This is a genomic window from Coleofasciculus sp. A1-SPW-01, from assembly GCF_040217205.1.
GTDB lineage: Bacteria > Cyanobacteriota > Cyanobacteriia > Cyanobacteriales > Coleofasciculaceae > Coleofasciculus > Coleofasciculus chthonoplastes_A.
In genome coordinates, this window is record NZ_JAVJNP010000200.1 from 1 (window position 1) to 13,349 (window position 13,349).

Sequence of the window (13,349 nt, forward strand, 5' to 3'; positions counted from 1 at the left end):
GATGATAGTCCATACATGCGACTATATTTAACACAGCCTATCAAACTCGTGTAAGCTGGATTGACAAACACAAGAGTTATTCCTCGGTTGGATAAAATCGATGACAAAATTTGATAAAAACGACTGTATGCCCAGGCAGAATTACTGATGGGTAGGTTTGTCTAGGTTTTTAGAAGCGGTAATATCCCCGTGGTGTAATTATCCAATCTCCGTGAAGACGGGTACTTTGATTGCCAATGAGTACAGTGGTCAGCATGTCAATGGGAATATCGAGTAATTTGTCAAGTGTGGAAAGGGTGATTTTTTCATCCTCTCGATAAGCCGATCGCACGATCGCGACTGGGGTTTGGGGAGAACGGTATTGAAGTAAAATACGATGGGCGATTGTCAGTTGTTCGATGCGGGTGCGCGATCGCGGATTATATAAAGCAATAACGAAATCCGCTTGGGCGGCAGCATTCAGGCGCTTTTCAATTACATCCCAAGGCGTCAGCAGGTTACTTAAACTAATTGCACAAAAATCATGCATCAGGGGCGCACCTACGCGAGACGCCGCTGCTTGCAGGGCGGTAATTCCGGGAAAGACTTGTACCCTTGGCGTCTTCCCATCCCACCCTTGGGCTTTTAGTTCCTCCAATACTAATCCCGCCATCCCATAAATCCCACAATCCCCCGATGACACAACCGCCACCGTTAATCCCCACTGGGCTAACTCAATCGCCCGTTGCGCCCGTTGGCGTTCTTGGGTAATTGGCAGAGATTCAATAATTTGTCCGGGATGCAGAATCGGGGAAATTAAATCAATATAGAGAGAATAACCGATTACCGCATCAGCCTGCGAGAGTGCCGTTTTTGCGGCTGGTGTTATTTGGTCTAACTGTCCAGGTCCCATACCCACCAACAACAGTTGTCCAATTCTACCCGTATATTCTCCTTGGGCTACAGCAATCGCCACCGTCACCGCCCCCGGCTGATCATCTGCCCGAACAATTTGTTTTTGCACCAGTAGGTTCGTAGTCGGCACTTTAGTGCCAGAAGCGCTAAAGCGCTCACTACAAGCGCTAAAGCGCTCACTACATACTAAGGCGGCGGCTTCTGCCACACTGGGACTACCCACTGCCTGATCCACCACTGTTGATGGCGTAGGCACCGTTACCGATCGCAATACCTTCGCCGGAAAGGTTCGCAAGGGAAAATCATGGGCTTGACAAAATTCCACCAATCCCACTTCCGAGGCTTTAATATCAATCGTGGCAATTCCCGCGATCGCACTTAGGGCTAGATGATGCCGTTGACAGGTTTGAATGATCGCCGTTTCGATTAATTCTCTAGAGGTTCCCCGTTCACACCCAATCCCCACCCATAATACCCGTGGATGCCATTGCACCTTGGGTAAATCCGAGTCTGGAGAAAAGCGACGCTGAGTAAAACTAATCCAAATCCGGGCATTAATTGATTGGGAATTGGCTGAATTAACATCAACTGTCTCTTCATCAGCATCGAAAACAAAGGGATGTCCTGAGGGGAGGTGATTTTGCCACAACGTCGAACCCACCTCTTGGATGACTTCAACCCGTTCACCTTTGGCTACGGCGGCGCTGACACCCGTCCAATCTCCCTCTCCCCGTTGCCAACCGAAGGGAATACCTACCATATCGACAGCCGGTAAATTTAACCCTGTAGAACCCCCAGTTAAAATAGGAGTCGCCCCTAGTTGTAAGGCAATCATCCGCGTCAGTTGATCAGCTTTTCCTTGATGTCCACTGCATAAACTAATGACAAACTGCCCGGTTTCATCGACAACGATAACCGCTGGATCAGAGGATTTATCCTGTAAAAGTGGGGCAATAAGGCGCACTACCGCCCCCGTTGCTAATCCAAAAATAAAAGCGCGATGATTTTGCCAAAGGGAGGCGATATGGGATTTAAGAGAACCCTGATAGAACGATACTGTGGGAACATTGTTCTGTTCAGAGGTATGAAGAGACTCAGGCAGCCACAACGTCGCCCCGGCGCTATGGCATAGAGGCTGTAGGGTTTGGGCGGCGGTAGGAGTGGTTGCGATCGCCACTAGGGGATGAAAGTCTTGAAATAGTAACACAGGTCTTTAGAATATCGATTTAATAGTAGCAGTTAGTGGTCAAAGAAAGGACGCACATTTATTATCCGTATCAACTTCAGGGTAAAACGTCCCCCTTTTTCGATCCCCCTCTTCCCTTATAGATCCCCCTTCCGTCCCCCTTAAAAAGGGGGAGACCAGATGTTGCTTAGCTTTTTTTGCACGGGGAAGCCAAAGGATGCTTCACATTTTGTGATGCCAAAAAAACAGAAATTATTCAAAGTCCCCCTTTTTAAGGGGGATTTAGGGGGATCTAAACGTTGAGTGCTAGTCCGGTTATTGACAAATGTGGTGGTTTTCTGAGAGACTTACTTCATAATGGGAAAATGTGCCCGCCTGTAGGGTCAAATTTCATTCCTATTCAACAGAACTTCTTCTCCTCTAAGTAACTCCCCTAATTGTCCTGACTAGGAGCAAAATCTCTGAATCAGTTAAATACGCCCGGAAAACGGGATGCTGCTGACAGGGATTGACGACTCCTTATGAATCGACAGGCTTTGATCGTTGGGATTAATACTTACGATACTCAGCACCTGAAAAACTTGACATCACCGACAAAGGATGCAAATGCGATCGCGCAACTCCTGATTGATCGCGGTAATGTCGAAGTCAGGCGGATTCCGGCTTTTAACACTCCTGTTGATTCAACCACCCCGATTCGAGTTACCCTGACTCAACTTGAAGCCGCATTAGTGCAACTCTTGTTACCAGAAGGAAACACAATTCCCGATACGGTTCTGCTGTATTTCTCTGGCTATGGACTCTGCAAAAACCAAGATAGACAAACCAGTTTTTTAGCCACCAGCGATATTAACCCAAATCGCGGTAACTGGGGATTATCTTTGTCATGGTTGCGTGACTTGTTGCAACAAAGTCCAGTTCGAGAGCAAATTATTTGGTTAGATTGCTATTGTAACGATGAAGGATTTGACCTCACCCAAGCTGATCCGGGATATCGGGGTCAGGGATACAGTCGTTGTTTTATCGCCACCTGTCAGTCACAAAGGGATGGGGAGAGGGGAAAATGGGGAGACAAGGATAACCTGCAAACACGACAACTGAATCCGACTGAATCGAATCATTACAGTCAGTTGGCGTCCATTCTATTATTAGGACTCGATTCCAGCAAGCATCCCCCTGGCTGGGTGACCAACTATACCCTAGTAGAATTAATTAATCAATTGTCCCCACCCCTAATTTTTGCTAACGCCGGGAATCCGATTCTGTTAATCCGTACCCGTGAAACTGACCCAGAATCTTTACCCGCTTTACCCCCCAGCGCACCTGAACGGTTTTGTCCTTATAAAGGTTTAGCCTATTTTGACTACAAAAATGAAGATCCCCAGTATTTTTATGGGCGAGAGACGTTAACAGATAAACTCCTCGAACATATCCGCACCAACAATTTCCTGGCGGTAATCGGAACCTGTGGTAGTGGCAAATCTTCGCTAATTCGCGCCGGACTTTTGCATCAGCTTCAACGGGGACAACGCTTATCAGGAACTCAGGAATGGCTAACTTTAATTTTTCAACCCGGTGAACATCCTCTCCAGAATTTAGCCCGATCCTTTATCAATCCCCATAACCCAGAACGCGACTATCAGTTTGCACAAACCATGAAACTGATCCAAATGGGGGCGGTAGGATTAGGAATTGTGGTGCGGACAAGGGCTGAAAAGCAACGGTTAGTGCTGGTAGTCGATCAATTTGAACAGGTGTTTACTTGTTGTCAGGATGAAACCGAACGACAACAGTTTTTTGATTGTTTGTTGGGTGGACTAGAACGTACCGATAATCAACTTTGTCTGGTTATCGGGATGCGAACGGATTTTTTAAGTCATTGTGCAACTTATCCAGAATTGATCCAAAAGATTCAGGCGCTGATGGTGACGGTGACGCCAATGACCAGGGAAGGATTGAAAACCGCTATTATTAAACCCGCCCAGCAGGTGGGTGTAGAGATTGAGTCAGATTTAGTCACTCAACTACTCTTAGATGTAGAGGATGCTGCCAGTTTGCCGTTGCTCCAGTTTATGTTAACTCAACTGTGGCAACGGCGTCCAGTGGATCGGTTAATGGTAGCCGAATATTATCGTTGGGGTAAGCTGCAAGGAGCAATCGAAAAACACGCCAACCGTGTTTATCACTCGTTGTCGGATAATGAGAAAGAAATTGCCAAAGATATTTTTGGGGCGTTAATCCAATTAAATGAAAATGGTCAAGTTACGGCGCGACAAGTAGACCCGTCTGAATTAATCCTGAGTTTTAAAGTAAACTCTAGAAACCAATTCAAATCTGTAGAGACGTGCCATGGCACGTCTCATACTATGTCTGGGAACACAGAATCAGGTAAACTAGAGGAAAAGGTTAGCGCAGCGGGACACAGTTCAGTCGTTAACTCAAAACCATCCCCTCGAAGGTCGCGAAGGGTCAACACTCAACCCTCACTCAGGGCGGGTTTTGTACCAAGGTTACTATCAATAGCGAAACGAAAATTCCTAAACCCGCCCCTACACAATCAAAACTATGCCCTCGAAGATCGTGAAGGGTCAATACTCAACAATTTTTCCCCAACAAATGCGGTAAACGATTTCATTAGCGATCGCCATTCCACGAAAGCGGTAACAGCCGTAATGCAAAAATTAATTGATGCTGGCTTAATTGTTACTCACTCCGGAAAATGGAACCAAACCCTGGTAACGATTGCTCACGAATCCCTAATTCAGCATTGGTTAAAACTGCAGGAATGGGTCGAAGAAAAACGCCACGGGATGAGACTACAGCGCCAAATTGAAGCGGCGGCGATTGAGTGGCAAACTCAAGGAAAACCGCACCGATTTTTATCGGAGTTAACCCTAACTGAGGCAGAGTATTATCGAGATCATCTCCATTTATCTACGTTAGGACAAGACTTAATTCAGCAGAGTCTCCAGCACAAAGGAACGCGACGAGGTTTAGCTAGGGGAGGATTAATTTTCGCGATCGCGCTATTGAGTCTGACCAGTGGGATGGGGATGAGCCGATGGTATAAAACGGCACAGATGGCTCAACGGGAACACTTGTATAAAAATGCCGCTACCGTCCAAAATTTGCTCCCAGTGGAACCGATTAAGGGATTATTACTGGCAATTGAAACAACGGGTCAAAGTTATGCTAAATTTCAGCACGTCGATCAGCAGATTACGTCTAGTCTTTGGTTAGCAATTGAGGTAGCTAGAGAACGCGATCGCTTAGATCACGAATCAGCGGTTAATGCGGTCGCTTTTCATCCTGATAATCAAATCTTGGTCAGTGGAACGGAGGATGGTTTAGTTCATCTGTGGACGCGACAGGATAATTTAATTCGTCAATCCTTACCCGGACATAAAGATGAGGTGACAGGAGTTGCTGTTAGTCCCCAGGGACAGGTGATTGCTAGTAGTAGCCAGGATGGTAAAATTCGCTTGTGGACGGTTCCAGGTCAACCCCTAGGTCAGCCGTTTTTTGGACAAGATTGGATCACCTCAATAGCTTGGAGTCCAGACGGTCAATTTCTGGTCAGTGGTGGGAAAGATGGAACCGTTCAGGTGTGGAATCGCCAAGGTAATCCCATCGGTCAACCGTTCATGGGACATCAGGGAGTCGTTTTTACAGTGGCGTTTAGTCCGGATGGAGAAACGATTGCTAGTGGTAGTGGGGATGGTACGATTCGCGTATGGAATCGTCAGGGTCAACCCTTGGGTCAACCGTTTCGGGGACATGAGGGTGTGGTTTTTGACCTGGCGTTTAGTCCCAACGGTGAGAGGATTGTCAGTGGGGGAAGAGATGGGACGGTACGCTTATGGAATCGTCAAGGTGAGTTAATCGGTGAACCTTGGCGAGGACATCAGGGAGTCGTTTTTGCGGTAGCGTTTAGTCCGGATGGGGAAACGATCGCCAGTGGTAGTGGGGATGGTACAATTCGCTTATGGAATTCTCAGGGTCAGTTACAGGGTCAACCATTACGGGGACATCAAGGTGCGGTGCGATCGCTGGCGTTTAGTCCGGATGGTGAGAGACTTGCCAGTGGTAGCCAGGATAAAACAGTACGCTTGTGGGATGTGCGGATTTTACCAGAACCGCAAGATTGGCAAACTGGGCTGCGGGTGGCGTGCGATCGCCTCGAAAATCATCCCGTTTTTGAACGTCCGCATCCGGCAAATACCCTATCTCGTGATATTTGTCAAGCTAAAGAATCAAGAACTCATCGTTAAGCTGAAGTTACCCCTCTCTTTGCGCTCAACAGCTCTGTTAAACCAAATCATCTAACAAGTCGGTCATTTCAGCCTGTGAGCGTCCCCGGTTATCGTCATACAGCGTATTGCAAGTTCGTGAGGTACAGTATTTGCCCTCTGATCAAGTAGTAGCACTACTTATGCGATCGCATAAATCCCGCTATTCGCTGCACGGCTGTTTCTAGCACATCAGGTTCCTGCACCAAAGCAAAGCGGACATATCCTTCCCCAGCTTTGCCAAACCCTGCTCCTGGTGATGCAGCCACTCCGGTTTCTTCTACTAACTGGGTGCAGAATTGGATCGAATTTTTGTGCCAAGGTTGGGGTAATTTTGCCCAAATATACATCGTTGCTTGGGGAAGTGGAACCTGCCAACCGATACGGTTTAACGCCTGCACAAACGCATCCCGCCGTTTCTGAAACGTAGCTACCATCGCTTGCACACCATCTTGATTTCCCTGTAGTGCCGCGATCGCACCGTTTAAAATTCCGCGATACTGGTTAAAATCCACCACCGCCTTAATTTGGCGCAACGCCTTAATCAGTTGAGCATTGCCGATCGCATACCCAATGCGAAAGCCGCCCATATTATAGGATTTAGAAAAGGTAAAAAACTCAATCGAGATGTCTTTATTGGGGTCAGCTTGTAAAACAGAGGGCGCTAGGGCGTTAAGATTGGCGGGTGCTGTGCTATCTGGAGAAAATACCAAGTCAGCATAAGGGAAATCGTGAACCAGAACCACATCATGCTGACGACAAAAAGCCACCGCTTTCTGGAAAAACGATAACGGTGCGATCGCGCTGGTGGGATTATGAGGATAATTCAGCACCATCATCCTAGCTTGGGCAAGGACAGAGGCAGGAATTTCTTCAAAAACAGGTAAAAACTGATTTTCTGCCAACAGAGGCATCGGATAGATTTGACCCCCTGCCAAATACACCCCACCGACATGAGACGGATAACCTGGATCAAGCAACAAGGCAAAATCACCGGGGTTGAGAATCGCTAAGGGTAAATGTGCCGTTCCCTCTTGGGAACCAATTAGAGGCAGAACCTCCGTTTCTGGGTCAACCGGAATACCAAATCGTTGGCTATACGCCTTAGCTACAGCCTGACGAAACGCTTGCGTCCCATGAAACAGTAAGTAACCATGAGTGCTAGGGTCATGCAGCGAAGCCTCAATAGCGGCAACGACGTGATCCGATGCCGATAAATCAGAGGAACCCAAAGATAGGTCAATAATATCTTGACCCAAGGCTTTAGCTTTTGCCTTCGCCTGATCCATATCAGCAAACACATTGGCTTGCAGGGGTTGTAAACGTTGAGCAAACTGCATGGTTTAGTTATTGCACAGGGAACAGGGAACAGGGAACAGGGCATCAATTCAGACGGGGCGGGTTTAGTGACATTTTTGTGGCAAAAAATGATAATTGTGAAACCCACCCCTACCACCGACAAGACTCAAAGCTCGTTGTCTATCATTTCCTGCAACTTTTGCTTCCCAATAGCACCTTCATGGAACTGGGCAACCTCTCCATTTTTAAAGAGTAAGAGTGAGGGGACTCCTTCGACGTTATACTGCTTCACAGTAACGGGATTTGGATCAACTTCCATCTTAGTCACTTTCAGGCGATCGCCATAATTCTCCGCAATCCAATTCACTGAGGGCGAGACGAGGCGGCAAGGTCCACACCAATTTGCCCACAGATACACTAGCACTGGCTTGTCAGCTTTTAAAACTTCAGTCTCAAAGTCCTGATCGGTAATCTCAAGTACGTTACTCACAACACTCTCCATCAACACAAATGACTACTCTAGCGAGACTCACTACTTCTTGACAATGGCTAACCGTTACCAGATGATCAGTCCTTGAGCCAGTTTTTTGAGGTTCTCTCGATCAGTCTAAGCCTTCAGGCGATCGCAAGAAAACATCAAAGGAAATGTCATGATTATGATGTAGAGACGCGCCTTGGCGCGTCTCTCTGATTGTTGATGACGCCTGATGCTTACAAATTGTCGATTTGCTTTCGCAGTTGTTCCAATTCGTCGTCAACTTCGGATTGGGGGGCAGCACCTGAGTCAGTTTTCTGCTCTGATGTGCCTTCTAAAGCGGGCTGAGAGACAGAACCACCGGATAGCTGGGCTTTCATTGCCGTCAACTCATCATCAACATCACTCCCCGATTCCAGGGCAGCAAATTGATTTTCTAAGTCAGCACCACCCAACTCATGAGCCGCTTGGGAACGGGCTTCGAGTTCCATCACTTTGTCTTCCATCCGCTCAAATGCCCCCATCGCTGAGCTAGTTCCCAAACGACCAAGGGTACTTTGTAACTGCTCATTGGCTTTGGCAGAGCTCGCCCGTGCCTTGAGCATATCTTTCTTGGTCTTCGCCTCAGAAATTTTGCTTTCCAAGGCAATTAGGTTACGCTTCAGGGTGTCTACTTGAGTCGTTTGCTGTTCAAGCTGACCTTTGAGGACATTGGCTGTATCAGCAACGGATTTTTTGCGCTGGAGTGCTTCCCGAGCTAGGGTTTCATCCCCTTTTTGCAGGGCAAGTTGGGCGCGTTGCTGCCAGTTATTGGCTTCGGATTGGTTTTTATTATATTGTTGCTCGGTACGTTTTTGGGTGGCAATGGATCGGGCAACGGCTTGGCGCAGTTGTACCAGATCTTCTTGCATGTCAATAATGGCTTGCTCCAGAATTTTTTCTGGGTCTTCAGCCTTGCTAACCATATCGTTAAGATTAGCTCTGACAACTCGGCTCAGGCGATCGAATAGTCCCATGACGCTGTTTATCCTCTCGGAATGTACAAACTAAGTATCAAGCAGGCTCTAAGCTTGGGAACCTGCTCAGGGGTCAATTTTGTGGAATAGAGGCTCTCCTGCCTTTTGGAGAAAGCACTGGGTTAATGTAATTGAAACATTCATCAAATTATGGTATTCAGACAGGAGGCTATTTATCTAGTGTAAAAACTTCCAGCTCAATAGTGCTAGGACATCGGTCAAGAAACCCGGTTTCTTTGGGTGAAAGCTTGATATTTCGTTGTCATCCTCACCAGAAACCCAATTTCTCATAATACTTTGGATGTGCCATGGCACGTCTGTGGGCATCAACTAGGATTTATCCAGATCAGAACGCAGTTTTTCCAGTTCTGCCTCGATCTCCGCATTGCCACCTGATCCGGCTTGAGCGGACGGTAATTGTGCCGATGCCGTTGTACCACCTAGGTTAGCTTTCATCGAGGCTAATTCTGTATCAATGTTACTGCCACTTTCTATGGCATTAAATTTCTTTTCCAATTCATCACCACTAGAGAGTTCCGCGATCGCCTCGGATCGGGCTTCGAGTTCGTGTACTCTGTCTTCCATGCGCTCAAAGGCACTCAGGGTACCGCCTGTGTTGAGATTTCCTAACATCTCGTTAATCTTCTCTGAGGCTTGAGCTGAACGCGCTCTGGCAATATAAAGGTCTTTTTTCGTTTTTGCCTCCGAGATTTTACTCTCTAGAGTCTTCATATCTTTTTTAAGTTTAGTAACAATCTCACGTTGCTGCCCCAGTTGTCCCTGGAGAGCTTGAGCCGTTTGCTGATGAGTTTGTCGTCGAGTTAGGGCTTCTCGTGCCAAATTATCGTCCCCTTTTGACAGAGCCAGTTGAGCGCGGTTGTACCATTCACTGGCAGTCGATTCAGCTTGGGAGGCTTGGCGTTCTGTACGTTTTTGGGACGCGATCGCTTGAGCGACAGCCTGCCGCATTTGGATTAAATCGTGCTGCATATCGTCCACAGCTTGTTCCAGAATTCTTTCTGGATCTTCGGTTTGTCCAATCAGGCTATTCAGGTTGGCGCGAATCACTCGCCCGATGCGCTCAATCAATCCCATAGCAGCTCTCCATTGTGGTTAGGGGTGGGGAAAACTTTATCACTATGGTATCTCAGGCTTGTTGGTCTTATGTATTAAGTCATTGCCCGTTTCCCGTTCCCGGTTCAGAGTTCCCCAATTAATCAGGTTTATAAATCGATGCAGAAAGTCCTTGTTGTTTAAGCCTCTCGACCAGGGTTTTGGCTTCTGACTCTAGTTTAAAGGCACCCATAGCAATTCTTGTCCCTGCGGGTACGTTCACCACGTAGGCGTCAGGGACAATAGTTTGGGCTGTCTCCAACACACTACTATCGCTGGAGTTAATCAGCACATAATAGAACTCATCACTCAGATTCGAGGTGACGTTGTTTGGCTTCGGTGCAGCAGAGGTGGATGTATTCGCTTTTTCTGAGGAGTTGTTAGTCGATGATTCAGGTTGAGCGGGTGAGGAATTTGGTGTCACCGATGGTGTCGCCGTTGGAGGTGGTGGGGTAGGAGGAGTTAAAAGGGCTGATGGTAAATTTGAGGCTGGATTCGGTAACTGGGGTAAAGGTAGGACTGAAGCCGTGGGTGGAGCCGCTGCTGGAGGCTGTGAATTGGGGATGGGAGCGATGGGTGAAGCACTTGGACTAGAAGTTGGATTGGCTTTCAGATTAGGGAGTGTATTGATATTCACGTCTGGGAATTCATCATCACTGGCAAGATTAGGTTTATTTACGCCGAGTAATCCATTTTCCCGATTAGCGGTTGTCGCTGTTGAATTCTCAGCCGTCGTGGGTGTCTCAGTTTCTAAGAAGTCAAGCCCTAGGCTAGTCCGAAAAATATAGGTCAATGTCGCACTCGAAACCAGCAACAGCAAAATCGAACCGACACCGAGGGGAGTGAGGATTCTATTCGTTATGGGTTTTTGGGATTCCTTTGGGGTTTCCTGTTCGGCTAACGTTTGCCGTAATTTTTCTGAGGATTCTAAATAGTCTTCTGGCTGAGACTGATCCGTTGTCGGGACAACTAATTTACCGTCCCCTTCTAGGGATTCCTCTAGGGTTGGGAAGTCAGTAACGCTTTGCTCCTGAGTCTTCACCAAGGGGGCTTCCTGGCTAGGTAGGGGAGGAAACAGGGGTGGAGTGGGTTCAGTCTCTGGGGATTCTCTCTTTTCTGGTGTGGGAGAACCACTCACTTGAGCGGATTGCCGATCAATGTCTCCGGGAGAACTCGTAGAATCGGCGGCTGGGGCGATAGAAATAGGAGACGTTGTTGTCGGCTCAAGCTGATTGACTGCCGATTTCTGTTTGGGGTAACGCCCCGGTAGTTGGGGAGATGTGATACCACGTCCCCGTCGTTGGCGTCGATAGCGGGCTAATTCGGCTTCGAGTTGCACGTCTAGGCTACCTAAAGCCGTCTGCAAAACAGGGTTAATCGACAGGGGGGAGGAAGGAGTTGATGCTTTAGCTGAGGTTTTTTGGCTCATGAAGGGAACTTCCGTTTAATTCGGCAGGGTTGAGTTAGAGGCTCATTGTGACAATGAAGACAGTCGTTAAGGATGGTGTTGGTTTAGGATAGCTGTATGGGAAAGCATAAATACTCATGCTGAAATCTCTTAATCATATAGTAGAAGCACTGGATAATCAGCCGTTTTGGCAAGGTCAAAAGCAATTTCAACAGATCCGCGACTGTTGGGCTGACGTTGTGGGTGCAGATAGGGCGCAGCAAACCCGACCCCATTCACTATCCCGTTCAATTCTTTATGTTGCCACGTCAAGTTCGGTTTGGTCTCAAGATCTGAGTTTAAATTGCCGTTCTATTTTGAAACAGCTTAATGCTCGCTTGTCCACGCCGATAGAAACTATCCGTTTTTCGCCCGGATGGTGGTATCAAGAGCAAACCTTACCCCAGACTGAGGAATCGGAACATCCCAGCCTTGTGGATGAACCGGAGGTCTCATCGTCTGCTGATCCCCCTGTGGAACAGCCTACACCCCAAACGGCATTTGAACAGTGGGCGGCGAAAATTAAGGCGCGATCGCAGAACCTACCCCTTTGTCCCCAATGCCATTGTCCGACACCGCCAGGAGAACTGAAACGCTGGCACGTTTGTGGCTTGTGTGCGACTAAGCAGTGGCAGGGTTAGCGGTTGCCTTGACCGGGCTTATGAATGCTGACCTGTCGGATCGGTTTAACTTATCATTCTTGTTTGAATTTCTCGCTTAAATTTCGTATCTAACTATACATTAGGTTTATCCTTTGGGCTTGATCCCCATGAGGTTTCACGAAAAATTCACCTAGTTTCTGACCAAGCTTAACTGATTGTTTCGTTTCTTTGCGAGAATGTGTTCATATATAAAGCAATTATAAAGAAAACATAAAATATTAATAGTTTAAGTAAAAAATAATGGAAATTGAGAAGATATAGGCAGCTAATTAAACGTTCATTTTTTAAGACATCCAATGAAAACCTTCAAATGCTCAACGTCCGCTTGTCAGTTTTGTCGCTATTACCAACTTGAAGGACGGCGCGGCGGTACGTGTCAGCAACTTGGCGTACCCGTTAAAGCCAATTGGAAAGCTTGTTCCTTAGCCCTACCACCCTTTGCGCCCTCGTGGGAAAGTTTTGAGCAAATATGGCTTGATGATCAACGGCTGTTGAGAGAAGATTTAGCTACAAACTGCTCCCAGAGACATTCCCAGCCGACGCCCTCGACAAAAGTCCAGACATCAAACCCTGAAAACGTGGCAACTAAAGTTGCTCTTGTGTAATTTCCCTTTTATAACGTTCGGCTAGAGTTTCGGTTGATTAGAGGTTACTTACAGCCTTCATCAATTGAACGCATTCAGATCAGTGAAGGCATCAACCTTGCCCTTAAGTTTTATCGTTTTAGTGGATTTCCTTTTAATTAATCTTTGATAACCAAATCTTAATCTTTGAGAAAATTTATGTAGGGGCGGGTTTCACCGTTATCGTTTCTGACCTTACCTAGATAGGGCTTGCTGCATGAGTGTGGAAGCTAGACCAGATAAGGGTTTTAAGCCATTTTTCTACCCAACAAGTGCAAGGTTTTTACACTATAACCGTCAAAACCCTGGAATTTGTGCCTCCGCCAGCGCCAAATTTTCCCTCGA

The 13,349-nt window shown here is 47.1% G+C and carries 9 protein-coding genes; 3 read left to right on the plus strand and 6 right to left on the minus strand.

Annotation, left to right across the window (positions count from 1 at the left end; all coding sequences use genetic code 11):
• Positions 1–169 precede the first annotated feature (169 nt).
• Positions 170–2,101, minus strand: coding sequence for a precorrin-3B C(17)-methyltransferase (gene cobJ / locus RH949_RS28520; protein WP_446357932.1), 1,932 nt, complete (start codon positions 2,099–2,101; stop codon positions 170–172).
• A gap of 500 nt (positions 2,102–2,601) precedes the next feature.
• On the opposite strand from cobJ, the gene RH949_RS28525 reads away from it, so the two are divergent.
• Positions 2,602–6,351 (plus strand): nSTAND1 domain-containing NTPase, encoded by a 3,750-nt coding sequence (locus RH949_RS28525; protein WP_446357934.1) that lies wholly within the window; start codon positions 2,602–2,604, stop codon positions 6,349–6,351.
• Positions 6,352–6,506: 155 nt separating this feature from the next.
• Here the strand turns inward: RH949_RS28525 and RH949_RS28530 are convergent, their stop codons facing one another.
• The 5 genes from RH949_RS28530 to RH949_RS28550 all read right to left on the minus strand — a co-directional run bounded on the left by RH949_RS28530 (position 6,507) and on the right by RH949_RS28550 (position 11,701).
• Entirely contained in the window at positions 6,507–7,709 is a 1,203-nt protein-coding gene (locus tag RH949_RS28530) for an LL-diaminopimelate aminotransferase (protein WP_446357936.1), read from the minus strand.
• A 125-nt stretch (positions 7,710–7,834) separates the two neighbouring features.
• Positions 7,835–8,158 (minus strand): thioredoxin, encoded by a 324-nt coding sequence (trxA, locus tag RH949_RS28535; RefSeq protein WP_446357938.1) that lies wholly within the window; start codon positions 8,156–8,158, stop codon positions 7,835–7,837.
• Positions 8,159–8,379: 221 nt separating this feature from the next.
• Complete coding sequence (locus RH949_RS28540) at positions 8,380–9,159, minus strand: PspA/IM30 family protein (RefSeq protein ID WP_006105491.1); 780 nt, start codon at positions 9,157–9,159, stop codon at positions 8,380–8,382.
• A 330-nt stretch (positions 9,160–9,489) separates the two neighbouring features.
• Complete coding sequence (locus RH949_RS28545; RefSeq protein WP_446357941.1) at positions 9,490–10,254, minus strand: PspA/IM30 family protein; 765 nt, start codon at positions 10,252–10,254, stop codon at positions 9,490–9,492.
• Between the two features lie 118 nt (positions 10,255–10,372).
• Complete coding sequence (locus tag RH949_RS28550; protein ID WP_006105590.1) at positions 10,373–11,701, minus strand: hypothetical protein; 1,329 nt, start codon at positions 11,699–11,701, stop codon at positions 10,373–10,375.
• Positions 11,702–11,817: 116 nt separating this feature from the next.
• On the opposite strand from RH949_RS28550, the gene RH949_RS28555 reads away from it, so the two are divergent.
• Both RH949_RS28555 and RH949_RS28560 read left to right on the plus strand, forming a co-directional pair.
• Complete coding sequence (locus RH949_RS28555; RefSeq protein WP_446357943.1) at positions 11,818–12,360, plus strand: DUF721 domain-containing protein; 543 nt, start codon at positions 11,818–11,820, stop codon at positions 12,358–12,360.
• Between the two features lie 317 nt (positions 12,361–12,677).
• Positions 12,678–12,986, plus strand: coding sequence for a hypothetical protein (locus tag RH949_RS28560; RefSeq protein ID WP_006105562.1), 309 nt, complete (start codon positions 12,678–12,680; stop codon positions 12,984–12,986).
• Positions 12,987–13,349 lie beyond the last annotated feature (363 nt).

Bases quoted from the DNA above. Each gene is read 5' to 3' on its own strand.
- RH949_RS28525 (WP_446357934.1), top strand. From the start codon at position 2,602: ATGAATCGACAGGCTTTGATCGTTGGGATTAATACTTACGATACTCAG.
- RH949_RS28530 (WP_446357936.1), bottom strand. From the start codon at position 7,709: ATGCAGTTTGCTCAACGTTTACAACCCCTGCAAGCCAATGTGTTTGCT.
- RH949_RS28540 (WP_006105491.1), bottom strand. From the start codon at position 9,159: ATGGGACTATTCGATCGCCTGAGCCGAGTTGTCAGAGCTAATCTTAAC.
- RH949_RS28545 (WP_446357941.1), bottom strand. From the start codon at position 10,254: ATGGGATTGATTGAGCGCATCGGGCGAGTGATTCGCGCCAACCTGAAT.
- RH949_RS28550 (WP_006105590.1), bottom strand. From the start codon at position 11,701: ATGAGCCAAAAAACCTCAGCTAAAGCATCAACTCCTTCCTCCCCCCTG.
- RH949_RS28555 (WP_446357943.1), top strand. From the start codon at position 11,818: ATGCTGAAATCTCTTAATCATATAGTAGAAGCACTGGATAATCAGCCG.
- RH949_RS28560 (WP_006105562.1), top strand. From the start codon at position 12,678: ATGAAAACCTTCAAATGCTCAACGTCCGCTTGTCAGTTTTGTCGCTAT.